General features: G+C 68.5%; 20 protein-coding genes. 5 read left to right on the top strand and 15 right to left on the bottom strand.

Features of this window, described 5'->3' with window-relative positions:
* Positions 1-68 precede the first annotated feature (68 nt).
* From FHT26_RS10220 to FHT26_RS10205, 4 genes are all read left to right on the top strand, one after another.
* Complete coding sequence (locus FHT26_RS10220) at positions 69-326, top strand: hypothetical protein (RefSeq protein ID WP_168560016.1); 258 nt, start codon at positions 69-71, stop codon at positions 324-326.
* Positions 327-364: 38 nt separating this feature from the next.
* Positions 365-3304, top strand: a complete 2940-nt coding sequence (locus FHT26_RS10215; protein WP_168560015.1) for a ribonucleoside-diphosphate reductase subunit alpha — start codon at positions 365-367, stop codon at positions 3302-3304.
* A 143-nt stretch (positions 3305-3447) separates the two neighbouring features.
* Positions 3448-4650 carry a ribonucleotide-diphosphate reductase subunit beta gene (locus FHT26_RS10210; protein WP_168560014.1) on the top strand — a complete coding sequence of 401 codons (1203 nt, stop codon included), beginning with the start codon at positions 3448-3450 and terminating at the stop codon, positions 4648-4650.
* Between the two features lie 227 nt (positions 4651-4877).
* Positions 4878-5408 (top strand): histone H1-like DNA-binding protein, encoded by a 531-nt coding sequence (locus FHT26_RS10205; RefSeq protein WP_056806204.1) that lies wholly within the window; start codon positions 4878-4880, stop codon positions 5406-5408.
* A gap of 156 nt (positions 5409-5564) precedes the next feature.
* Here FHT26_RS10205 and FHT26_RS10200 read toward each other — a convergent pair whose 3' ends face one another.
* The 14 genes from FHT26_RS10200 to FHT26_RS10135 form a co-directional block, all read right to left on the bottom strand.
* On the bottom strand, positions 5565-5912 hold the full coding sequence (locus FHT26_RS10200; protein ID WP_168560013.1) for a prefoldin domain-containing protein: 348 nt from the start codon (positions 5910-5912) through the stop codon (positions 5565-5567).
* A gap of 135 nt (positions 5913-6047) precedes the next feature.
* Positions 6048-6953, bottom strand: coding sequence for a carbohydrate kinase family protein (locus tag FHT26_RS10195; RefSeq protein ID WP_168560012.1), 906 nt, complete (start codon positions 6951-6953; stop codon positions 6048-6050).
* Positions 6954-7004: 51 nt separating this feature from the next.
* Entirely contained in the window at positions 7005-8048 is a 1044-nt protein-coding gene (locus FHT26_RS29510) for a zinc-ribbon and DUF3426 domain-containing protein (protein WP_210427316.1), read from the bottom strand.
* Positions 8049-8055: 7 nt separating this feature from the next.
* Positions 8056-8964, bottom strand: a complete 909-nt coding sequence (gene prmA, locus FHT26_RS10185) for a 50S ribosomal protein L11 methyltransferase (RefSeq protein WP_168560011.1) — start codon at positions 8962-8964, stop codon at positions 8056-8058.
* A gap of 7 nt (positions 8965-8971) precedes the next feature.
* Positions 8972-10321: an acetyl-CoA carboxylase biotin carboxylase subunit gene (gene accC, locus FHT26_RS10180; protein WP_056806226.1), complete on the bottom strand. Its 1350-nt coding sequence runs from the start codon at positions 10319-10321 to the stop codon at positions 8972-8974.
* 120 nt (positions 10322-10441) lie between these two features.
* Positions 10442-10900 (bottom strand): acetyl-CoA carboxylase biotin carboxyl carrier protein, encoded by a 459-nt coding sequence (accB, locus tag FHT26_RS10175; protein ID WP_168560010.1) that lies wholly within the window; start codon positions 10898-10900, stop codon positions 10442-10444.
* Between the two features lie 89 nt (positions 10901-10989).
* The gene (aroQ, locus tag FHT26_RS10170; protein ID WP_168560009.1) at positions 10990-11448 is read right to left on the bottom strand and encodes a type II 3-dehydroquinate dehydratase; all 459 of its coding nucleotides are present in this window, start codon (positions 11446-11448) and stop codon (positions 10990-10992) included.
* A gap of 123 nt (positions 11449-11571) precedes the next feature.
* Positions 11572-12084, bottom strand: coding sequence for a TlpA family protein disulfide reductase (locus tag FHT26_RS10165; protein WP_168560008.1), 513 nt, complete (start codon positions 12082-12084; stop codon positions 11572-11574).
* The gene (locus FHT26_RS10160) at positions 12081-12692 is read right to left on the bottom strand and encodes a hypothetical protein (protein ID WP_168560007.1); all 612 of its coding nucleotides are present in this window, start codon (positions 12690-12692) and stop codon (positions 12081-12083) included. The genes FHT26_RS10165 and FHT26_RS10160 overlap by 4 nt, the downstream gene beginning before the upstream one ends.
* 63 nt (positions 12693-12755) lie before the next feature.
* Positions 12756-13529, bottom strand: coding sequence for a transglycosylase domain-containing protein (locus FHT26_RS10155; protein WP_168560006.1), 774 nt, complete (start codon positions 13527-13529; stop codon positions 12756-12758).
* Positions 13526-14365, bottom strand: coding sequence for a shikimate dehydrogenase (gene aroE, locus FHT26_RS10150; RefSeq protein ID WP_168560005.1), 840 nt, complete (start codon positions 14363-14365; stop codon positions 13526-13528). The genes FHT26_RS10155 and aroE overlap by 4 nt, the downstream gene beginning before the upstream one ends.
* Before the next feature lie 9 nt (positions 14366-14374).
* Complete coding sequence (locus FHT26_RS10145) at positions 14375-15235, bottom strand: energy transducer TonB (protein WP_082542244.1); 861 nt, start codon at positions 15233-15235, stop codon at positions 14375-14377.
* A 7-nt stretch (positions 15236-15242) separates the two neighbouring features.
* On the bottom strand, positions 15243-17300 hold the full coding sequence (locus tag FHT26_RS10140) for a ribonuclease catalytic domain-containing protein (protein ID WP_168560004.1): 2058 nt from the start codon (positions 17298-17300) through the stop codon (positions 15243-15245).
* A 40-nt stretch (positions 17301-17340) separates the two neighbouring features.
* On the bottom strand, positions 17341-17928 hold the full coding sequence (locus tag FHT26_RS10135) for a YqiA/YcfP family alpha/beta fold hydrolase (RefSeq protein ID WP_168560003.1): 588 nt from the start codon (positions 17926-17928) through the stop codon (positions 17341-17343).
* A gap of 245 nt (positions 17929-18173) precedes the next feature.
* Here FHT26_RS10135 and FHT26_RS10130 point away from each other — a divergent pair, with 245 nt between their 5' ends.
* Positions 18174-20936 carry a zinc-dependent metalloprotease gene (locus tag FHT26_RS10130; protein WP_168560002.1) on the top strand — a complete coding sequence of 921 codons (2763 nt, stop codon included), beginning with the start codon at positions 18174-18176 and terminating at the stop codon, positions 20934-20936.
* Positions 20937-21526: 590 nt separating this feature from the next.
* On the opposite strand, the gene mpl is transcribed toward FHT26_RS10130, so the two are convergent.
* Positions 21527-22879, bottom strand: coding sequence for a UDP-N-acetylmuramate:L-alanyl-gamma-D-glutamyl-meso-diaminopimelate ligase (mpl, locus tag FHT26_RS10125; RefSeq protein ID WP_168560001.1), 1353 nt, complete (start codon positions 22877-22879; stop codon positions 21527-21529).
* Positions 22880-22908: the final 29 nt, after the last annotated feature.

The following is a 22908-nucleotide window of genomic DNA, read 5'->3' as shown; positions in this document are numbered from 1 at the left end:
TTGAAGGGTGGCGGACCCCCAGATATAGTGTCCTCGTGGTATCCTCTTGTCTCAGCAGCTTCAGACCCATGCCCGCCCTTGCCATCTGGAATCCAGGGGCCTGCGCAGCAGGCGGCATCGACGAAAACACGTCACGACGGCAACGTCAGGGCGCCACGTCATCAGGCATCCGGGTCGCGCATGTTGGCAAGCCGTTCCACAGCCTCAACCATCGCGCTCGTCCTTCGTTCTTCATCGTTCCTCTCAGGCGTCACCGGCGGCTCAGCGCCGGGGGCGCGCCGCAGTCCATGGCCTGCGGGGCGGTCGGCGTGAACGTCGGGCATTGAATCCATACCGCGTCGACAGACCACAAGAAGGGGTATCCATGCAAGCAGTCAGCAACGTCACTCCCAGCGCCGCCTCCACGTCCACCAGCACGCCGCGCAGCGGCACCGGCCCGGCGGCTTCCGCGTCGGCCTACCAGGGCTACCAGATCATCCGCCGCAACGGCGCGGTCGTGTCCTTCGAACCCAACAAGATCGCCGTCGCGCTGATGAAGGCCTTCCTGGCCGTGCACGGCACGCAGGGCGCGGCCTCGGCCAGCGTGCGCGAGACCGTCGACGGCCTGACCGAATCGGTCATGCGTGCGCTGCTGCGCTCGCGCCCGGGCGGCGGCACCTTCCACATCGAAGACGTGCAGGACCATGTCGAGCTCGGCCTGATGCGCGGCGGCCACCACGAAGTGGCGCGTGCCTACGTGCTGTACCGCGAGCGCCGTTCGCAGGAGCGCTCGAAGCAGGGCCCGGTGGCCGAGGCCGCCGCCGAGCCGGTGCTGACCGTGATCGACCGCGGCCAGCGCGTGCCGCTCGACTTCGCCCGCCTGCAGGTGCTGATCGAATCGGCCTGCGCCGACCTGGGCGCCGACGTGAAGCCCGACCCGATCCTGGCCGAGACGCGCCGCAACCTCTATGACGGCGTGCCGATCGACGAAGTGCACAAGGCCGCGATCCTGGCCGCGCGCACGCTGATCGAGAAGGACCCCGGCTACACCCGCGCCACCGCGCGGCTGCTGCTGCACACGATCCGCAAGGAAATCCTCGGCGAGGAAGTGCTGCAGGGCGAGATGCCGGCGCGCTACGCCGACTACTTCCCGGGCTTCATCAAGAAGGGCGTGCAAGCGGAGCGGCTGGACGAGAAGCTGCTGCAGTACGACCTGCCGCGCCTGGGCGCGGCGCTGAAGGCCGAACGCGACCTGCAGTTCGACTACCTCGGCCTGCAGACGCTGTACGACCGCTACTTCCTGCACATCAACGACGTGCGCATCGAGATGCCGCAGGCGTTCTACATGCGCGTCGCGATGGGCCTGGCGCTCAACGAGATCGACCGCGAGGCGCGTGCGATCGAGTTCTACGAAGTGCTGTCCAGCTTCGACTTCATGAGCTCGACGCCGACGCTGTTCAATGCCGGCACGCAGCGCTCGCAGCTGTCGAGCTGCTACCTGACGACCGTCGCCGACGACCTCGACGGCATCTACGAGGCGCTGAAGGAGAACGCGCTGCTGTCGAAGTTCGCCGGCGGCCTGGGCAACGACTGGACCAACGTGCGCGCGCTCGGCTCGCACATCAAGGGCACCAACGGCAAGAGCCAGGGGGTCGTGCCCTTCCTGAAGGTCGTCAACGACACCGCGGTCGCGGTGAACCAGGGCGGCAAGCGCAAGGGCGCCGTCTGCGCCTACCTCGAGACCTGGCACCTGGACATCGAGGAGTTCCTGGAACTGCGCAAGAACACCGGCGACGACCGCCGCCGCACGCACGACATGAACACCGCGAACTGGATTCCGGACCTGTTCATGCGCCGCGTGATGGAAGGCGCCGACTGGACGCTGTTCTCGCCGTCGACCTGTCCCGACCTGCACGACAAGTTCGGCAAGGCCTTCGAGGAAGCCTACACGCGCTACGAAGACAAGGCCGCGCGCGGCGAGATCAAGCTGTTCAAGAAGATCCCGGCCAAGGACCTGTGGCGCCGCATGCTCTCGATGCTGTTCGAGACCGGTCACCCGTGGATCACTTTCAAGGACGCCTGCAACGTGCGCTCGCCGCAGCAGCACGTCGGCGTCGTGCACTCGAGCAACCTGTGCACCGAGATCACGCTGAACACCAGCGAGACCGAGATCGCCGTCTGCAACCTCGGGTCGGTGAACCTGGTCCACCACCTGAAGCAGGTCGACGGCGTGGTGCAGATCGACCACGCGAAGCTGAAGAAGACCGTCGCCACCGCGATGCGCATGCTCGACAACGTGATCGACATCAACTACTACGCGGTCAAGAAGGCGCGCGACTCCAACCTGCGCCACCGCCCGGTGGGCCTGGGGATCATGGGCTTCCAGGATGCGCTGTACGAACTGCGCACGCCGTATGCGTCCGACGACGCGGTGTCGTTTGCCGACCGCTCGATGGAAGCCGTCTGCTACTACGCCTACTGGGCCTCGACCGAGCTCGCCGCCGAGCGCGGCCGCTATTCCAGCTACCGCGGCTCGCTGTGGGACAAGGGGATCCTGCCGATCGACTCGCTCGACCTGCTGGCCGAAGCCCGCGGCGGGTACGTCGATGTCGACCGCAGCTCGACGCTCGACTGGTCGGCGCTGCGCGGCCGCATCGCCGAGCACGGCATGCGCAACTCCAACTGCGTGGCGATCGCGCCGACCGCGACCATCTCGAACATCATCGGCGTCAGCGCGTCGATCGAACCGTCGTTCGGCAACCTGTCGGTGAAGTCCAACCTGTCGGGCGAGTTCACGATCGTCAACGAGTACCTGGTGCGCGACCTGAAGAAGCTCGGCCTGTGGGACGACGTGATGGTGATGGACCTGAAGCACTTCGACGGCTCGCTGCGCCGCATCGACCGCGTGCCGGCCGACCTGAAGGCGCTGTACGCGACGGCCTTCGAGGTCGAGACGCAGTGGCTGGTCGAGGCCGCCGCGCGCCGCCAGAAGTGGATCGACCAGGCGCAGTCGCTGAACATCTACATGGCCGGCGCGTCGGGCAAGAAGCTCGACGAGACCTACAAGCTCGCATGGACGCGCGGCCTGAAGACGACCTACTACCTGCGCACCGTCGGTGCCACGCACGCCGAGAAGTCGACCGTGAAGGCGGGGCAGATGAACTCGGTGTCGAGCGGTGATGGCGGCTCGTCGGTGATGGCGGCGCCGGTGGCTGCTGCCGTGGTCGCCGCGGCTGTCGCGCCGGTGATCTCGGCATCGCAAGAGCCTGCGACCGACATCAAGTTCTGCGCGATCGACGACCCGACCTGCGAAGCCTGCCAGTGATGCGTTGAGCATCGAACGCGTGCTCCGATGAGCACGCGTTTTTTTCGATGCAACACAGCAACAGCGAAGTGCTCGCGATGTCAATAAGTGCTTGGTGTTTCAACACAACACTCTCATAATTCAACGCGTCAAGGAAGTCCACCATGTTGGTTTGGGAAGAAGACCTTAAACCCTCGATCTCTCACAAAGCGAGTCCCGCGCAGAGCCTGCCCTCTCAAGCGCGTGCGGTCGCTCCGTCTCCGGACTTCGATGCTGCCGTCGCAGCACCTGCCTCTCCCTTGATCCCCACCGCCTCCAGCACGCAAGCCGCTGCCAGTCCCGCCGCCACGCAACGCGTGAAGGCTGCCGACAAGCGCATCATCAACGGTCGCACCGACGTCAACCAGCTGGTGCCGTTCAAGTACAAGTGGGCGTGGGAGAAGTACCTCGCGACCTGCGCGAACCACTGGATGCCGCAGGAAGTGAACATGTCGCGCGACATCGCGACCTGGAAGGACCCGAACGGCCTGAGCGAAGACGAGCGCCGCATCATCAAGCGCAACCTCGGCTTCTTCGTCACTGCCGATTCGCTGGCCGCCAACAACATCGTGCTGGGCACCTACCGCCACATCACGGCGCCCGAATGCCGGCAGTTCCTGCTGCGCCAGGCCTTCGAGGAAGCGATCCACACGCACGCGTATCAGTACATCGTCGAGTCGCTCGGGCTCGACGAGAGCGAGATCTTCAACGCCTACAACGAGGTGAAGTCGATCCGCGACAAGGACGAGTTCCTGATCCCGTTCATCAACGCGATCATGGACCCGGCCTTCAACACCGGAACGCCCGAGAACGACCAGACGCTGCTGAAGTCGCTGATCGTGTTCGCGTGCCTGATGGAAGGCATGTTCTTCTACGTCGGCTTCACGCAGATCCTCGCGCTTGGCCGGCAGAACAAGATGACCGGCGCTGCCGAGCAGTACCAATACATCCTGCGCGACGAGTCGATGCACTGCAATTTCGGCATCGACCTGATCAACCAGATCAAGCTCGAGAATCCGCACCTCTGGACCGCCGAGTTCAAGGCCGAGATCAAGGCCTTGTTCATGACGGCCGTCGAGCTCGAGTACCGCTATGCCGAGGACACCATGCCGCGTGGCGTGCTGGGCCTCAATGCATCGATGTTCAAGGGTTACCTGCGCTACATCGCCAACCGGCGTGCGACGCAGATTGGTTTGGAAGAGCTCTTCCCGAACGAGGAAAACCCGTTCCCGTGGATGAGCGAAATGATCGACCTGAAAAAGGAGCGCAATTTCTTCGAGACGCGCGTCATCGAGTACCAATCCGGTGGCGCCCTCTCGTGGGACTGACGCTTCGCTGACTGCATACAAGAGATCAGCAACAGGTCATGGACGAGATCAAGATTCGCAGGCCGTCAAGAGATCACCGTCAAGCAAGCGGTGGCCAACGGTCTGCAACCCCATTCACCGTACCGGGGCGTCCCTCCTGGGCGACTTCGGACAGTGAATAACTGCCTCGCATCGGCATGGCGCCGGCGCAGGGCAGTGCTCTTTCAACTTGATCAAGGAGAAATGTAATGGCAACTGCAAAGAAGGCTCCGGCCAAGAAGGCGGCAGCGAAGAAGGCTCCGGCCAAGAAGGTCGCGGCGAAGAAGGCCCCGGCGAAGAAGGCCGCAGCGAAGAAGGCTCCGGCCAAGAAGGTCGCTGCCAAGAAGGTCGTCGCCAAGAAGGCGCCGGCGAAGAAGGCGGCAGCCAAGAAGGCGCCGGCGAAGAAGGTTGCAGCGAAGAAGGTCGCGGCGAAGAAGGCTCCGGCGAAGAAGGCCGCTGCCAAGAAGGCCCCGGCGAAGAAGGCTGCTGCCAAGAAGGCGCCTGCCAAGAAGGCCGCTGCGAAGAAGGCGCCTGCGAAGAAGGCTGCGCCTGCGAAGAAGGCTGCGAAGCCTGCTGCGAAGCCCGCAGCCAAGAAGGCTGCGAAGAAGCCTGCGGCCAAGAAGGCGGCACCCGCGGCGCCTGCTGCGCCTGCTGCTGCGAAGCCTGCGGCTGCTCCTGCAGCCAAGACCGCACTCAGCCCCGCGGCTGCGTGGCCTTTCCCGACGGGCAACAAGCCCTGAGGCCGGAAGGCATTCAGACAAAACCCGGCCTCGGCCGGGTTTTTTTCGTGAATGACGGCCCCTCGTCGAAGGGTACTTCGGCGATCCCCCGAGGGGATCCGGGCCGGCTTGGGGCGACCCGGCGCTCGGCCCGGCTCCGTCTCGACCGCCGCTGAATTACATCGGCTGCGTATCTGCGAAACCGTTCGGGGGCAGCGCAGGCGCGCCGTCGCCGGCCGAACGGCCGGTGGCCATCGGCAGGTCGACGTCGAGCTGCGACTGCATCACCGCCTGCAGGTCGCTGCGCTTCTGCTGCAGCACGGCCATCTGCTTGTGCAACTGCTCGATCTGCTTGCGGGCCTGCTGCGCGTGCAGGCCGGCCACGTGCCGCGCCTTCTCCATCTTGTCGACCCGCTGCTGCAAGACCTTCAGCTGGCGGCCATACCACCAATGGCAGACGCCCCACGTCACCGCGCACAACGCGAGTGTCGTGAAGGCCAATATGAGTGACTGGAAAGCCTGCATCGTGTTCCCTTTGCCGGCTCTCTCAGGACGAGGAGCCGATCAACCCAACGAAGGTATCAACATTTGTCTGACGCAGGGCGTGAAGATATCCCGGAAACCGCGATGGGTCACCCCCTCACTCCGGGAACTTCCGCGTCACACGCCGAGTGCCGTGCGATCGATCACATGGTTCTGGCCGCCGCGGCTGGCGATCTTCAGCGCGCCGACCCGGTTGCCGAGCGCGACACAGCGCTCGAGCGTCCAGCCGCGCTCCAGGCCGTACAGCAGCGCAGCGCGGAAGGCATCGCCGCAGCCGGTCGGGTCGAGCACCTCGCTCGCCGGCACGCCTGGCACCCGCGTGCACACGCCTTGCTGCCACAGCTCGCAACCCTCGGCCCCCAGCGTCACGACGACGCCCTGGAGGTGCGAGCGCGACATCGCCTCGATGCTCAGGCCGGTGCGCTCGGACAGCATCCGCGCCTCGTAGTCGTTGACGGTGACCCAGCTCGCCTGCGCGATGAAGCGGCTCAGCTCTGCGCCATCGAACATCGGCAGGCCCTGGCCCGGATCGAAGATGAACGGGATCTGCGCATCGGCCAGTTGCTGCGCGTGCTGCAGCATCGCGTCGCGGCCGTCGGGCGCGACGATCGCGATGCGCACGCCACGGTCGGTCGGCACGGTGATCGTGTGCGCCGCCTGCATCGCGCCGGGGTGGAACGCGGTGATCTGGTTGTTGTCGGTGTCGGTGATGATGATGGCTTGCGCGGTGTAGCTGTCAGGCACGTTGCGCACGAACTCCGTGCTCGCGCCCCACGACGCGATGCGCGCGCGGTACTCCTCGTCGTCGGCGCCGACCGTGGCCATCACCAGCGGCTCGCCGCCGAGCTTCGCGAGCGTGTAGGCGATGTTGCCGGCGCAGCCGCCGAACTCGCGGCGCAAGGTCGGCACCAGGAACGACACGTTCAGGATGTGCACCTGCTCCGGCAGGATCTGCTGCGCGAAGCGGCCGGGAAACATCGTGATCGTGTCGAAGGCCAGGGATCCGCAGATGAGGGCTGACATGAAAGCTCCAGGGGAGAGAGGCGACCGTGCCGACCAGGCGCGCCCTCGGGTTCAGGGGTAGAAGATCTCGACGGTGTAGCCGCTGACGCGGCGCCCTTCGGTGGCCAGCAGCACCTGCAGGCTGCTCTCGCTGCCGGCCGGGACGACCGGCGTCGCGACGTGGAAATCCGATGGTGCAAGCGCACGCCGGGCGACCAGTTGCCCGCTCGGGTCGCTCAGGCTCAGGTCGATCGACGGCATCGCGAGCGCGAGCGCGCTGCGGTTGCGCAGCACGATCGACAGCTTGTAGGCCGCGCCGCCATTGGCCGGCGCCAGCGCGCTGCTCTCGACGACCAGGTCGTCGATGCGGCGCGGCGCGCCGATCTCGCAATGCCATTGCCTGCAGGCCATCGCGAGCCACGGCTTCGTCTCGGGCCATTGCGCGGCCACGGTGTCGCGGAAATGCAGCGCCGCCTGCCCGGCCAGCCCGGCCAGCAGCGCGAGCGCCAGCAGCGACAGCAGTCCTCGCACCCACGGGCTGCGCCACCGCTCGCGCTGCCGAGCCTCGCGCACGAAGCCGGGCGCCGCGGGCTTCGGCGGCGTCCGGGCAGCCGGCTTCGACGGCTTGGCCGACTTCGCGGCCGGCCTGGCGGCCGGCTTCGATTTGCGCGGCGGTGCCGGTGGCGGCGCGCCGCCGTGGACCTCGCTTTCCAGCAGGTCCATGTTGAACTGGGCGTCCGAGAAATCGACCCGGTCGCGCTGGGCCACGCCTTGCGCCGGCGTCTGCGCGACGTCGGGCTGCTCGGGGTGGAAGAAGCGCGAGTGGATGCGGTCGTCTTCGCTGAGCTGGAAGATGTCGTCATCGTCCGGCGGCTCGGGCAGCGGCTGGAACGACGGCGTCGCCGGCACGGGAGCGGTGGCGATCGGGGCCGGCGCCGGTGGGGTCGGCGGGCGCCACTCGGGCGGCGCATCGCGCTCCAGGTCGAACAGGCCCTCGAGCGCATTGAAGACCTCGTCGCAGCGTCCGCAGCGGACCCAGCCTTCGGAGACCTTGAGCTGGTCCTGGACGACCCGGAAGACGGTACCGCAGGCAGTGCAACGAGTGGCCAGGCTCATGGCGAAATCATGCCATGGCCTTCTTCCGCGCCGTCATCAGGATCCAGCCTTCTTCCTGGTCGCTGACCTCGAGCGTGCACCAGGGAGCATAGGCCGCCTTCAACTCGTCGGCCTGGCGTTCGAGGATGCCGGCCAGCACCAGGTCGCCGCCGGCGGCCACATGGCCGCACAGCAGCGGGGCCAGCAGCTTCAGCGGGGATGCCAGGATGTTCGCGAGCACCAGCGGGTACTCGCCGCGGGCGGCGTCGGGCAGGCCGGCGTCGAGCGCGACACCGTTGGCATCGGCATTCGCGCGCGTCGATTCGACGGCGGCCGGGTCGATGTCGACCGCGTCGATGCCGCGCCCGCCGTGCAGCGCCGCGCCGATCGCGAGGATGCCCGAGCCGCAGCCGTAGTCGAGCACGCGCTGCCAACCGGCCGCGCGGGCCGGCGCCTGCGTCGCGATCCAGCGCAGGCACATGCGCGTCGTCGGGTGCGTGCCGGTGCCGAACGCGAGGCCCGGGTCGAGCCGGATCACGGTGGTTGCCTGCGCCGGCGGTTCGTGCCAGGTCGGCACGATCCAGAAGGTGTCGGTGACCGGTACCGGCGCGAACTGCGATTGCGTCAGCCGCACCCAGTCCTGTTCCTCGACCTCGTGCATCGCGATCGGCTCCACGTCGGCAGCCCAGTCCTGCATGAGCAGCAGCGCACCCGCCTCGTCGGCCGCGTCTGCGTCGGCGAACAGCGCCTTCACCACCGAGCGCTGCCAGCCGCCGCGCGGCGCCGGCATGCCCGGTTCTCCGAACAGCGCATGCTCGGCATCGGTGTCGGCATCGGCGTCTTCCACCGAGACCGACAGCGCCTGCAGCTCGTCCATCAGCGCATCGGACACCGGCTCGACGAGGTCTTCCGGGACCAGCAGCAGCAGCTCGTACATCGGGGCCTCAGCGCTTGTGCTGGCTCATCCAGCCTTCCAGGTAGTGGATGCTGGTGCCACCTTCGACGAACTTCGCATCGGCCATCAGCTCGCGGTGCAGCGGGATGTTGGTCAGGATGCCTTCGACCACCGTCTCCGACAGCGCGATGCGCATGCGCGCGAGCGCCTGCTCGCGGGTGTCGCCGTGCGTGATGATCTTGCCGATCATCGAGTCGTAGTTCGGCGGCACGAAGTAGTTGGTGTACGCATGCGAATCGACGCGCACGCCCGGCCCGCCCGGCGCATGCCAGGTGGTGATGCGGCCCGGCGACGGCGTGAACTTGTACGGATCCTCGGCGTTGACGCGGCATTCGATCGCATGGCCGCGCATCTGGATCTGGCGCTGCTGGAACGGCAGCTTCTCGCCGGCGGCCACGCGGATCTGCATCTGCACGATGTCGATGCCGGTCACCAGTTCCGTCACCGGATGCTCGACCTGCACGCGGGTGTTCATTTCGATGAAATAGAACTCGCCGTTCTCGTACAGGAACTCGAAGGTGCCGGCGCCGCGGTAGCCGATGCGCTTGCAGGCGGCGGCGCAGCGGTCGCCGATCTTCTCGATCACGCGGCGCGGGATGCCCGGCGCCGGCGCCTCCTCGATGATCTTCTGGTGGCGGCGCTGCATCGAGCAGTCGCGCTCGCCCAGCCAGACGGCGTTCTTGTGCTCGTCGGCCAGCACCTGGATCTCGATGTGACGCGGGTTCTCGAGGAACTTCTCCATGTAGACCGCCGGGTTGCCGAAGGCCGCACCGGCCTCGGCGCGCGTGGTCTGCACCGCATGGATCAGCGCCGCCTCGGTGTGCACGACGCGCATGCCGCGCCCGCCACCGCCGCCGGCCGCCTTGATGATCACCGGGTAGCCGACCGCGCGGCCGGCCTTGATGATCTCCTTCGGATCGTCTGGCAGCGCGCCTTCGGAGCCGGGCACGCAGGGCACGCCGGCCTTGATCATGGCCTGCTTGGCCGACACCTTGTCGCCCATCGTGCGGATCGCGTCCGGCGTCGGGCCGATGAAGACGAAGCCGCTCTGCTCGACGCGCTCGGCGAAATCGGCGTTCTCGGACAGGAAGCCGTAGCCCGGGTGGATGGCCTCGGCGTCGGTCACCTCGGCGGTCGAGATGATGGCCGGCATGTTGAGGTAGCTCTGCGCCGACTGGGCCGGGCCGATGCACACCGCTTCGTCGGCCAGCTTGACGTACTTGGCGTCGCGGTCGGCCTCGGAATAGACGACGACCGACTTGATGCCCATCTCGCGACAGGCCCGCTGCACGCGCAGGGCAATTTCGCCTCGATTGGCAATGAGAATTTTTTTGAACATAGTGCCTCGGCTCAATTGCCCTTGCAGGCTGCGCCTGCAGCGCAATGTGGCTTCGCCGCAAGGCCTGCGGCCTTGTCGCCTCGATTGGCGATCAGGATCTTCTTGAACATGCGCAGCGCCTTATTCGATGATGAACAAGGGCTGGCCGAACTCGACCGGCTGGCCGTTGGCGCACAGGATCTTCGTGACGGTGCCGGACTTGTCGGCCTCGATCTCGTTCATGATCTTCATCGCCTCGATGATGCAGATCGGTTCGCCTTCCTTGATGGTGCTGCCCACTTCGACGAAGGGCTTGGCGCCCGGGCTGGCGGCGCCGTAGAAGGTGCCGACCATCGGCGACTTGACGGTGTGGCCGGCCGGCGCGGCAGGGGCCTCGGCCGGTGCGGCGGCCAGCGGCGCGGCCGGTGCGGCGGCGGGCGCCATCATCGGGGGGGCCGCATAGGCCACCGGACCTGACGCGACGGCGGTCGGGTCGGCCTTGACGATCCGGACCTTGCCGTCCGCTTCGGTGATCTCCAGCTCGGAGATGTTCGATTCGGAGACGAGATCGATCAGGGTCTTCAGTTTGCGCAGGTCCATGGGTTCTCCAACTTCTGTCGTCTTTGTTGTCGGGCTTGTTGCCGGTCTCGGGCATCGCCGGCCCGGGTCGGGCCGTCGGCGCCGTGGGGTCAGGCCGTCCGCTGGGGAGGGCGCTTCACGTCACGTTGCAGCACGTGGCGCAGGGCGCAGGCATAGCCGTCCGCGCCCAGGCCGACGATCACGCCGTCGGCCAGGTCCGAGAAATAGGAATGGTGGCGGAAGGCTTCGCGCCGGTGCACGTTCGACAAGTGCACCTCGATGAACGGGATCGCGACGCCGGCCAGCGCATCGCGCAGCGCGACGCTGGTGTGCGTGAACGCGCCCGGGTTGATCAGGATGAACTGCGTACCGTCGAGCCGCGCGGCGTGTACGCGGTCGATCAGCGCGCCTTCATGGTTGCTCTGGAAGCTCACCAGCGTCGAACCGGCCTTCGACGCGATCTCGGCGAGATCGGCATCGATCTGCGCCAAAGTCGTCGCGCCATAGACCTCCGGCTCGCGGGTGCCGAGCAGGTTCAGGTTCGGGCCGTGCAGGACCAGGATGTGCATGAAACGCGGATCGGGTGCCTGCGGCAGGCGGCCCGGAATTTTGCAAAGGCTGAACTTTACGCGCTTTAGGGTCCGAAGACTGCAATATAGAAAAATCTCGGCCGGATGTCCTGAATCGAGGCGTCAAGCGAGCCGTTGCACCCAGGCGGCCAGGTCCTGCTCGGCGATGCTGCCCAGTTTGCGCGCGATGACGCGCCCATCGCGGTCGAAGACGGCGCTGAACGGCAGGCCGCCGCGCTCATTGCCGAGCGAGCGGGCCAGGTCGACGCCGGTCAGCCCGGCCAGCCCGATCGGAAACGTGACCGGCAGCTTCTGCAGGAACTCGCGCACCGGGGTCGGGCTGTCGACCGCGAGGCCGACCACGCGCCAGCCGGCCGGCTGGTGGGTGCGCTGGAAGGTGTCGAGCAGCGGCATCTCCTTCACGCAGGGCGCGCACCAGGTGGCCCAGAAGTTCAGCAGCAGCGGCTGGCCGCGCAGGCCGGCCAGCGGCAGCGAGCCGCCTTCGGGCCGGTCGAACTGCAGCGCCCACAGCGCCCGTTCGGCGTCGGGCAGCCGTTCGCGCCACCAGCCGACGCCGGCGCCCGCGGCGAGCGCGACGCCGCCGACGCCGATCGTCAACGCATGGCGGCGGTTCATGACGACGCTCCATCGGACTCCGCGAGCAACCGGCGCAGCCCGGCCAGGTCGCCGCGTTCGCTGCGGCCGCGGCTGTCCGGCTTCAGCGCGCCGCGCAGGTCGTCGTGGTCCAGGATGGTCAGGTGCACGGTCACTTCCTCGCCGAGTGCAGCGCTCGGGCTGCTGACGGTCAGCACGTCGATCGGTTCGCCGCGCGGCCCGTCCAGGCTGCCGACGTCATACGAGACACGGCGGTCGATCAGCGCCAGCTCGGCTTCCTTCGAGTCGTCGCAGAACAGTTCCAGCCGCACGCTGTTGAGCCGGGTCGCGGTGCCGCGCCAGACCGCGCCATGCAGGTGGGGCCGGAACGCCTCGAGCCGTTCCATCCACAACAGCGCGACCTCGCGCAGCGCGCGCAACTCGGCCGGCTGGGTGTCGGCGCAGAAGAGGGCGATGTAGGCCCGCACCTCGTCCTCGACCTGGTCGTTGTCGGGCAGGTCGACCTGCCGCGTGCTGCGTTTGCCGAGGTCGCGCGCGGCGCGGCGCTTGGCCGGCCCGTACTCCATGCCTTCCTCGACGATCAGCCGTGCCGCCGCGCTCGCCAGTTCGTCGGTCAGAGAGGTCGTCATCCGAAGATTCTAGGCGTGGCGATGTGCGCACCGAGTTCTTCGCACGCGCACCGAACGAAGATTTCAGGGCAGCTCGACCGCCCCCATCCGCGCCACGACAGTCCCCGCGCGCCCGACCACGTACGGCGACCCCGGCCGCTTCTCGAAGCGTTTCGGTGCCGGCAGCATCACCGCCAGCCGCGCCGCCTGCATCGGCGCGAGCCTGGCTGCGTCGACGCGGAAGTAGTGCCGTGCCGCCGCCTGTGCGCCGAACACGCCTTCGCCCCATTCGACGTTGTTCAGGTAGATCTCGAGGATGCGCTGCTTCGACAGCAGGCCTTCCAGCATGAAGGTGATGACGAACTCCTGCGCCTTGCGGGGCAGGCTGCGCTCGCTGCCGAGGAACAGGTTCTTCGCCAGCTGCTGCGTGATCGTCGAGCCGCCGATGATCTTCGGCTCGGCGCGGCGGGCCGGCGCGCCATGGGCCTTCGGCGGACGCTGCTCCAGCCGGTCGTTGATCCGGTCGGCCCGCGCCTCGGCGCGCTGGTTCTTCTCCCAGGCCTTCTCGACCGCGTCCCATTCGACCCCGCTGTGCTCGGTGAAGCTCGCATCCTCCGACGCGATCACCGCCCGTTTCAGCGCGTCGGCGATGTGGTCGTACGGCTGCCACTCCTGGCTCCACGGCACCTGGTGCTGCTCGGTCAGCAGCCGCCACGCCTCGGAGCGCTGGAAGGTCGTCGATTGCGGGTCGACGACCGCCATCAGCGCGACCCGCGCCAGGAAGTACAGCTGCAGCGCGAGCACCGACAGCACCAACAGCGCGATCAGCCGCGCGACCTGGCGGAGCGTGCTCTTCATCGGCCGGCGCCGGACAGGCGGGCCTGCAGCTCGGCCAGCACCGGCGCGGTGTCCGGGCGCAGGCCGCGCCAGACGAAGAAGGCTTCGCCGGCCTGCTCGACCAGCATGCCCAGGCCGTCGCGGCCGACCGCGCCATGCTGCGCGGCCCAGGCGACGAAGCCCTGCGCGGCCGGGCCGTACATCATGTCGAGCGCCAGGCTGCCGGCGCGCAGCACGCGCGGCGACACCGGGATGCCGGCGCCCTGCAGGCTGCTCGCGCTGGCGTTGACGACGACGTCGAAGGCCTCGCCGCAATCGGCCAGGCCGGTGGCGTGCAGCTCGGCACCTGCTGCGCGGGCCGGCGCCGCATGGCGCGCCACCAGCGCCTGCGCCTTGTCGACGCTGCGGTTCGCCAGCACCAGCTGCGCCGGCCGCGCCGCCAGCAGCGGGCCGAGCGCACCGGCCGCGCCGCCGCCGGCGCCGATCACCAGCACGCGCTGCCCGGCCAGCGCATGGCCGGCATTGCGTTCGATGTCGCGCACCAGGCCGCAGCCGTCGGCGTTGTCGGCCAGCCAGCCTTCGGCGTCGAAGCGCAGGATGTTGGCGGCCCCGGCCAGCGTCGCGCGGTCGGTGCGGCGCGCCGCCAGCGCGAACGCATCGAACTTGAACGGCACCGTGATGTTGCAGCCGCGGCCGCCGTCAGCGGCAAAGCGGCGCACGGTGTCGGCGAACCCGTCCAGCGGGCACAGCAGCCGGTCGTAGTGCAGCGCCTGGCCGGTCTGCGCGGCGAAGCGGGCGTGGATGAACGGCGACTGGCTGTGCTCGACCGGGTTGCCGGCGACGACGTAGCGATCCATCGCGGTCCTTCAGCGCTGCTCGGGCGCGCTCAGCGTGGTCTCCAGGCCTTCTTCCCGCGTGAAGCGGAAGCGCGAGGTGATCACCAGCTGGTCGGCGCGCTTGCGCATCTCGGTGTTGAACTGGCCGAACGGCGCGGCCGCCCGCACGATCGCCTGGGCACGCTTGTCGAGCAGCGGCGATTTCGACGGCCGCACGATCTCGGTCTCGAGCACGCGGCCGGCGGCGTCGATCGTGATCACCATCATCAGCTCGCCGTAGATCTTCTTGCCCTGCGACTCGGGGAAGTTGCGGGTGCCGCGGTCCTCGATCTTGCGGCGCAGCGAGTCGTAGTAGATCGCGTACAGCTCTTCGCGCGTGGCCGGGCTGATGTAGCGCTTCTTCGGCCGCGAGTTCTCTTCGTTGATGCGCTTCTCGATCTCGGCCAGCAGCTGCATCAGCTGGCGGCGGCGCTCTTCCTGCGCGCGCGCGGCCGGATCGCCACGGTCGCGCTTCGGGTCGGGCGCCGGCAGGTAGGCCAGCTCGCGGCGCACCTGCGCCAGCAGTTGCTGCTGGGTTTCCTGCAACTGCTCGATCTGCTTGTGCGCCTCGTCGGCCGAGTCGCCCAGCTCCATCATCGGCGACGCCGGCAGCGGCGAGGTGGCGCGGCCGCGGTCGGCGTCGCCGCCGCCGGCCAGGTTGCGCTGCGCGATGGCCTGCGCCTTGGTCGGCGCCTCGGCCGAACTGCCGTTGACGAGGATGACCTCCAGCGGCGTGTCCTGGAACACGCGGTTGAAGCCTTCCGGATCGACGAAGCGCACCACCAGCAACAGGGCATGCACGCCGATCGACACCGCGAGCGCGATCTGCAGGGTGGAGAACTTCTTCAGCATCGATCCCTCAAGCGGCGGGAGTGGTGGCGGCAGCGTCCGCCGGGGCATCGGCATCGTCGGCCTGCACGTCGATCGCGAGCGTCAGCGGACCGGCAGCGACGTCCTCGTTCTCGGCTTCGGCATCCTCGACGACGGCGTCATCGGCCGTGGTGTCCGGATCGTCGATGCGCGACAGCACGCTCGCATGCACGTCCAGCGTCAGCAGGTCGGTGCCGGTGATGCGTACCTTCACGCGCGCACCGCGCGGCAGCCGCTCGGCGCCGACGGCGCGGAACACCAGCGGCAGCGTGTCGGCCCGCACCAGGCCTTCCTTCATCACCGCGGCGTCGAGCTCGGCGATGCCGTTCTGCTCGAGGTACTTCAGCGTCCAGTAGCGCTCGATGCCCGACTGGAAGCCGTTGTAGGCGCCGTAGGCCGCATCGAAGCTGGAGATGACCGAGAACAGCGCCGCATCCTTCGGCTTGAACGGCGCGGCCAGCGCCGCGGTGCGGCCATGGCGCGCGCAGGCGACGATCTGCCACTGGTTCAGCAGGTCGACATAGCGGCGCAGCGGCGACGTGGCCCAGGTGTATTGCGCGACGCCCATGCCGGCGTGCGGCGCGGCCCGCGTGCCCATGCGCACCTTGACGCCCGGCGCCATGCTGGCCTGGCTGCGGTAGATGCCCGGCACGCCGAGCTCGTTGAGCCAGCCGCCCCAGGTGCTGTTGGCCAGGATCATCGCCTCGGCGACGATCAGGTCGAGCGGCGAGCCGCGCTGGCGGGCGACGATGCTGACGCGCTCGTGGCCCTGCGGCTCGGCGCCGTCGTTGCCGTCGAGCTTGAAGTTGTAGTCGGCCCGGTTGAAGAGCTCCGGCTTGCCGCGCACCTGCTCGCGGCCGGCCTTCAGGTGGCGGGCCAGGCGGAAGCAGAACGCCAGTTCGGGTGCGAATTCGTAGCCGGCCGGCGCGTCGCCGAGCAGCGTGGCTTCGGTGATCACCGCGTCGAGCTGGTCATGGCGCAGGTTGGCCGCGATCGGCACGCGCTCCAGTTTCGTCTCGCTGCCGGTCACCTTCAGCGTGGCCTCGTCGAAGCTGACGTACAGCGACACCGCCGGGCAGTCGCGCCCGGCCTGCAGCGTGTAGGCCTGCACCACGTCGTCGGGCAGCATCGTCAGCTTGTAGCCCGGCATGTAGACGGTCGACAGCCGGTCGCGCGCGACCTTGTCGACCGGGCTGTCGGGCGCGATCGCGAGGCTCGGGGCCGCGATGTGCACGCCGAACACCACGGTGCCGCTGCCCAGGCCGTGCACCGACAGCGCGTCGTCGATCTCGGTGGTCTGCGAATCGTCGATCGAGAACGCCTGCACGGCCGCGAGCGGCAACTCGTCCTTGATGGCCGGGGCCGACAGCGGCGGGAAGCCGGTGCCCTTCGGGAAGTTCTCGAACAGGAAGCGCCGCCAGTGGAACTGGTACGGCGAGTCGATCGCGCCCGCGGCCGTCAGCAGGTCGAGCGGCGCCTTCTGCGCGCGGCGCGAGGCTTCGACGACGGCCTTGTACTCGGCGGCGTTCTTGTCGGGGCGGAACAGGATCCGGTAGAGCTGCTCGCGCACCGGCGCCGGGCACTGGCCGGCCACCAGCTCGGCGGCCCAGGCGTCGATCTGCGCGGCCAGCTGCTTCTTGCGTTCGATGCCGAGCAAGGCAGCCTTCACGATCTCTTCCGGCGCCTTCTTGAACTGGCCCTTGCCGAGGCGGCGGAAGTAATGCGGCGCCTCGAACAACCGGAACAGCGCAGCGGCCTGTTTCTCGACGCCGGCCTTGCTGTCGAAGTAGTCGCGCGCCAGGTCGGCGAAGCCGAACTCGCCTTCGGGCGCGAACTCCCAGGCCAGGTCGAGGTCGATCTCGCGGGCGAGCCGCTGGCCTTCGGCGATCAGCTCGGCCGGCAGCGGCTTCTCGAACTTCAGCAGCACATTGGCTGCCTTCACCTTCACGCGCTTGCCCGAGTCGAGCTCGATCTGCATCGAGCTGTCGGCTTCGGTCATCACGCGGCCGGCGAGGAACTTGCCGGCGTCTTCGAACAATGCATACATGGGTGGGGATTGTCGCGGAAAGCTCGGTCATTCCCGCCGGTCACGGCGACGGCGCGAGCTGCAGGAAGTGCATCAGATGGGGCAGGTGTTCGTCGAAGCCGCTCAACGCGTGGTCGCTGCCCTCGACGATGCGCAGGTGCGCGCCGCGGTAGCGCTCGCTCATCTCGCGCCAGTCGAGCACCTCGTCGCCGGTGGCGATCACCGCGAAGTAGCGCGACGGCCGGGCCAACGCGCCCGGCGTCATCGCACGCAACTGGTCGACGTCGATCGCCGAGAAAAAGAACCGCTCGTCGCTGTGCCAGGCGGTCGTCTCGCCGATGTGGCCGGCCAGGTCGCGGGCCGGGTCGACGGCCGGGTTCAGCAGCACCGCCGGGCAGTCGAGCTGCTCGGCCAGCACCGTCGCATAGAAGCCGCCGAGCGAGCTGCCGATGATCGCCGTCCGTCCGCGCGGCCACCATGCCAGCTCGGCGCGCAGCCCGTCGATCGCCTGCTGCGGCGACGGCGGCAGCTGCGGGCACCACCAGCGCACGCGCGGTGCGTGGCGCCGCACCCAGGCCTCGACCTGGCGCGCCTTGGTCGAGCGCGGCGACGAACGAAAACCGTGCAGGTAAAGGAGGTGGGTGATCATGGAGCGTGAGGAATGCACATCCGGTGCAGCGCCGGCCGGCGGCATGTGTCCGATAGACCGGAGGCACGGAACCTGCAAAGCGCGACGGAGTCTAGCTCGGCGTTTCACGGGGTGAACGCCCGGTGCCCGGGCTCTACACTTTGTTTCTGCACGAGGTCCATCCGACCTTCGTGAATTCGTCCGATCGCTGCCAGAAGTCGCTCCACCGTCCCCTCCCACCAGGACACCACCAGGACACCGTTGACGTGAATGACTCCCTGAATCCCACCCGATCCGCCGCGCCTGCCGGCCTGTCGCTTGCGCCGGGCCTTCTGCTGACCGGCCTGCTGCTGCAAGGCTGCGTGACCACCGTGACGCCGGCCACCCCGCCGGTCGTCGTGATCGCGCCGAACGGGGCCGCGTCGGCACCGGTCAGTGCCGCGGCTTCAGCCGCCGCCGCGTCGGCCGCCGCCGCCGCGTCCGCGCCGGGTGCCACCGTCGTGCGGCTGGACCCGGCGGCGCCGAAGCCGTTCGACGAGGTCATCAAGGGCGCGACCCACCAGGACGGTTTCGTGCCGGTGTGGCGCAAGGACGAGAAGACCTGGCTCGAGATCCCGGTCGAGCGCCTGGACCAGCCGTTCCTGCTGTCGATCAACATCTCGAACTCGATCGGCGAACGGGGGTTGTACGCCAGCCAGATGGGGCCGCAGTGGCTGGCCAGCTTCCGCAAGATCGGCAGCAACCTGATCCAGCTGGTGGCGCTGAACAGCAACTACGTCGCGACGACGCCGGCGATGCGCGCCAGCGTCGAGCAGGCGTTCTCGAACAGCCTGCTGGGCGCGGCCGCCATCGTCAGCGCGCCGCACCCGCAGCGCAAGTCGGTGCTGGTCGACGCCGGCTTCCTGCTGGCGGACATGCCGGGCTATTCCACCGCGATCGAGACGGCGTTCCGCCTGCCGTACGCGCTGGACCGCGGCAACTCGTACTTCGAGAAGATCCGTGTCACCGACGACCTGACGACGCTGAACGCGCGCATGCACTACGCGACCGCGCGCATGCCGGCGCCGCCGCTGACGCCGAGCCCGGTGCCGACGCCGCCGCCGCCGCAGACCACGCCGGACCCTCGCAGCATGTTCGTCGGCTACGTCTACAACTTCGCGAAGCTCGGCGAGCCGATGGCGCCGCGCAAGACCGACCCGCGGCTCGGCCATTTCTTCGACGTCGTCACCGACCTGACCAGCGACACCAAGGCCAACCCGCGGCTGCACTACGTGACGCGCTGGCGGCTGGAGAAGCAGGACCCGCAGGCCCCGCTGTCCGAACCGAAGCAGCCGATCGTCTACTGGCTCGACAAGAACATCCCGGTGCAGTACCGCGGGGCGGTCGAGGCCGGCGTGCTGGAATGGAACAAGGCCTTCGAGCGCATCGGCTTCAAGAACGCGATCGTCGCGAAGCAGCAGCCCGACGATGCCGACTGGGACAACATGGACGCGCGCCATGCGTCGATCCGCTGGTTCACCGGCGCCGACGTCGGCTTCGCGATCGGCCCGAGCCATTCCGACCCGCGCACCGGCGAGATCATCGATGCCGACATCGGCATGAGCGACGTGTTCGGCCGCGGCGCGCGGCGCTTCCTGGTCGAGGACGTCGGCCGTGCGACGCCGTTCGCGTCACCGGCCTTCGCCGCCTGGAGCAAGTTCGGCGGGGCCGACTACTGCAACTACGCGCAGGAGGCGGCCGCCGAGATGGACTTCGCGATGGACCTGCTGGAGGCGCGCGGCGAGATCGCGCCGGACGGCCCGGAGGCCGATGCCTTCGTGCAGTCGCGCATCAAGGACGTCGTGATGCATGAGGTCGGCCACACGCTGGGGCTGAAGCACAACTTCAAGGCCTCGACGGTGGTCAGCCGCGCGCAGCTGCAGGACAAGGGCTTCACCGAGAGCAAGGGCATCTCGGGCTCGGTGATGGACTACAACGCCTACAACCTGGCGCTGGCGGGCGAGCGCCAGGCGAGCCTGAACAACACGACGCTCGGGCCGTACGACTACTGGGCGATCGAGTACGCCTACAAGTCGATCGCGCCGGCCGACGAGACGGCGGAGCTGTCGCGCATCGCGTCGCGCAGCACCGATCCGCTGCTTGCGTATTCGGACGACGCCGAGGCCGGCGGCCAGCGCGGCAACGACGGCATCGACCCGCTGGTCAACCGCTTCGACCTGGGCGACGACCCGCTCGCGTACTACGAGAAGCGGCTGCAGCTGTCGCGCGAGCTGTGGCAGCGGGTGCAGGACCGCACGCCGCAGCCGGGCGACGAGGCCGTTCGCCAGCGCCGCGTGCTGCTGAGCGGCTTCCAGCAGCTGAACCGCGCGGCCGACCTGGTCGGCAAGTACGTCGGCGGCATGAACACCGTGCGCGACCTGCCGGGCTCGACCAACCGGCCGGCCTATGCGCCGGTGGCGCCGGCCAAGCAGCGCGATGCGTTGCAGTTCCTGGCCAAGGGGCTGTTCAACGCGGACAGCTTCCGCTTCAAGCCGCAGTTCCTCGCCGGCCTGTCGCCCGACTACAACGAGTGGGACCGCGGCGGCCCGGTGAGCATCCCGGCGGCGGTGCTGCAGGTGCAGGTCACCGCGCTGGACCGGCTGATGAGCCCGGGCACCGCGTCGCGCTTGCTGGACCTGCCGCTGTACGTGGCCGATGCGAACAAGCGCAACGTGATTTCGCTGGCCGAGGTGTACGGCACGCTGCAGGGCTCGGTGTGGAGCGAGCTGAAGACCGGCAGCGACATCGACCGGCTGCGCCGCAACCTGCAGCGCGAGCACCTGCGCCGCGTGCAGTCGCTGCTGATTCGCGGTGCCGGCACGCTGCCGCCGGACGCGCTGAGCCTGGTGCGGATGGAGGCGGTGGAGCTGCAGGGGCAGCTGCGCAGCGCGGTCAACGGGTCGCGGCTGTCGGTCGAGAGCCGTGCGCATCTCCAGGACAGTCTGTCGACCTTGAACGAGGCACTGAAGGCCTCCATGCTGCGGAGTTGATCACGGGGGTGGGGGCTGCCCACGTTCGTGCGTTGGCGCGGGAGGCGCGAGCGGGGAGTCTGTGGCTCGCCGGGCGGAGCGGTCATTGCCCTGGAGGGCAATGACTTCCCTCCGCTGACTGATTTCATGGTCCGTCGCCGAAACTCCCGCCACTCACTTCGTTCGTTGTGGTCAAACAGTCGGCGACAGTCAAGGGAGTGAGCCCCCCAGTCGCTTCGCTCCTGCCCCCAAGGGGCGCCACCCCTGGGCCCGGCAAAGCCGGATCCCGGGGCGTTGCTTGATCGTTCGCGGCCTCTGGGCATGCTCACTCACGTAGCCCGGATGAAGCGCAGCGCAATCCGGGGCCGACATCCGATGTGATCGACGATTCCCGGATTGGCATCCGGGCTACGCAGGCGTGTTCTCGACGCACCAAGCCACTGGTTCGGCGAAGGCGCGGGCGGGAGGGGGGTGGGGAGCGCCAATCAGGACGGGCCATCAAACTGTGCAGCGGAGGGCAGTCAGCATCCCGCCAGGGATGATGACCGCACTGGCCGGCGAGCCCCACACCCCCCGCCCGCGCCTTCGCTCGCGCCAATGCCCCAAAAGGGTCAGCCTGCGAGGGCCACCAAAAGCTTGTCGTGCACCCCGCCGAACCCACCGTTGCTCATGCACAGCACATGGTCGCCGGGCTTCGCGGTCCGGCGCACCGCGGTGACCAGTGCGTCGATGGTGTCGCAGACGATGGCCTTGTCGCCCATCGGCGCCAGCACCTCGCGTGCATCCCAGCCCAGGTTGCCCTGGTAGCAGAACGACAGGTCGGCCTCTTCGAGCGACCACGGCAGCTGGGCCTTCATCGTGCCGAGCTTCATCGTGTTCGAACGCGGCTCCAGCACCGCGAGGATGCGGTCGAGCCCGACCTTGCGGCGCAGCCCGTTGACCGTGGTGCGGATCGCCGTCGGGTGGTGCGCGAAATCGTCGTACACCTTCACGCCGCCGGCCTCGCCTCGCAACTCCATGCGCCGGCGCACGTTCTGGAAGCTCGCGAGCGCCTTCGCGGCGACCTCCGGCGCGACGCCCACATGCTCGGCGGCGGCGATCGCCGCGAGCGCGTTCAGCTGGTTGTGCTCGCCCAGCAGCGGCCATTCGACATGCGCGATCTTCAGGCTGCCGCGCAGCACGTCGAACACGTGCGGCTCGCCGCGCGCGCGCAACGCCCCCGGCGTTTCCTTGCGCGCGCCGAAACGCACCACCTCGCTCCAGCAGCCGCGCGCCAGCACCCGCTGCAGCGACTCCTCGCGCGCATTGACGACCAGCCGCCCGGCCGCCGGCACGGTGCGCACCAGGTGATGGAACTGGGTCTCGATCGCCCCCAGGTCCGGGAAGATGTCGGCGTGGTCGAACTCCAGGTTGTTCAGCACCGCGGTGCGCGGCCGGTAGTGCACGAACTTGCTGCGCTTGTCGAAGAACGCGGTGTCGTATTCGTCGGCCTCGATCACGAAGGTCTTGCCTTCACCCAGCCTGGCCGACACGCCGAAGTTCTGCGGCACCCCGCCCACCAGGAAGCCCGGCTTCAGCCCGGCCTGCTCCAGCACCCAGGCCAGCATCGAGGTGGTGCTGGTCTTGCCGTGCGTGCCGGCCACCGCCAGCACATGGCGGCCCTGCAGCACGTTCTCGGCCAGCCACTGTGGCCCGCTGGTGTACGGCAGGCCGGCGTCGAGGATGGCTTCCATCAGCTCGTTGCCGCGCGAGACCACGTTGCCGACGACGAACAGGTCGGGTGCGAGCTTCAGCTGGTCGGCGCCCCAGCCTTCGATCAGCTCGATGCCGAGCGCGCGCAGCTGGTCGCTCATCGGCGGGTAGACGCCGGCGTCGCAGCCGGTGACCCGGTGGCCGCCCTCGCGCGCGAGCGCGGCGATGCCGCCCATGAAAGTGCCGCAGATGCCGAGGATGTGGATGTGCATGGAGGGCGTCGGGAAGACGGGCGGCGGTG

Origin of the sequence: Rhizobacter sp. SG703, assembly GCF_012275445.1 — a bacterium.
GTDB lineage: Bacteria > Pseudomonadota > Gammaproteobacteria > Burkholderiales > Burkholderiaceae_C > Rhizobacter.
Note: the sequence above shows the minus strand (reverse complement) of the source record. Positions and strands in the feature narration are given on the sequence as shown.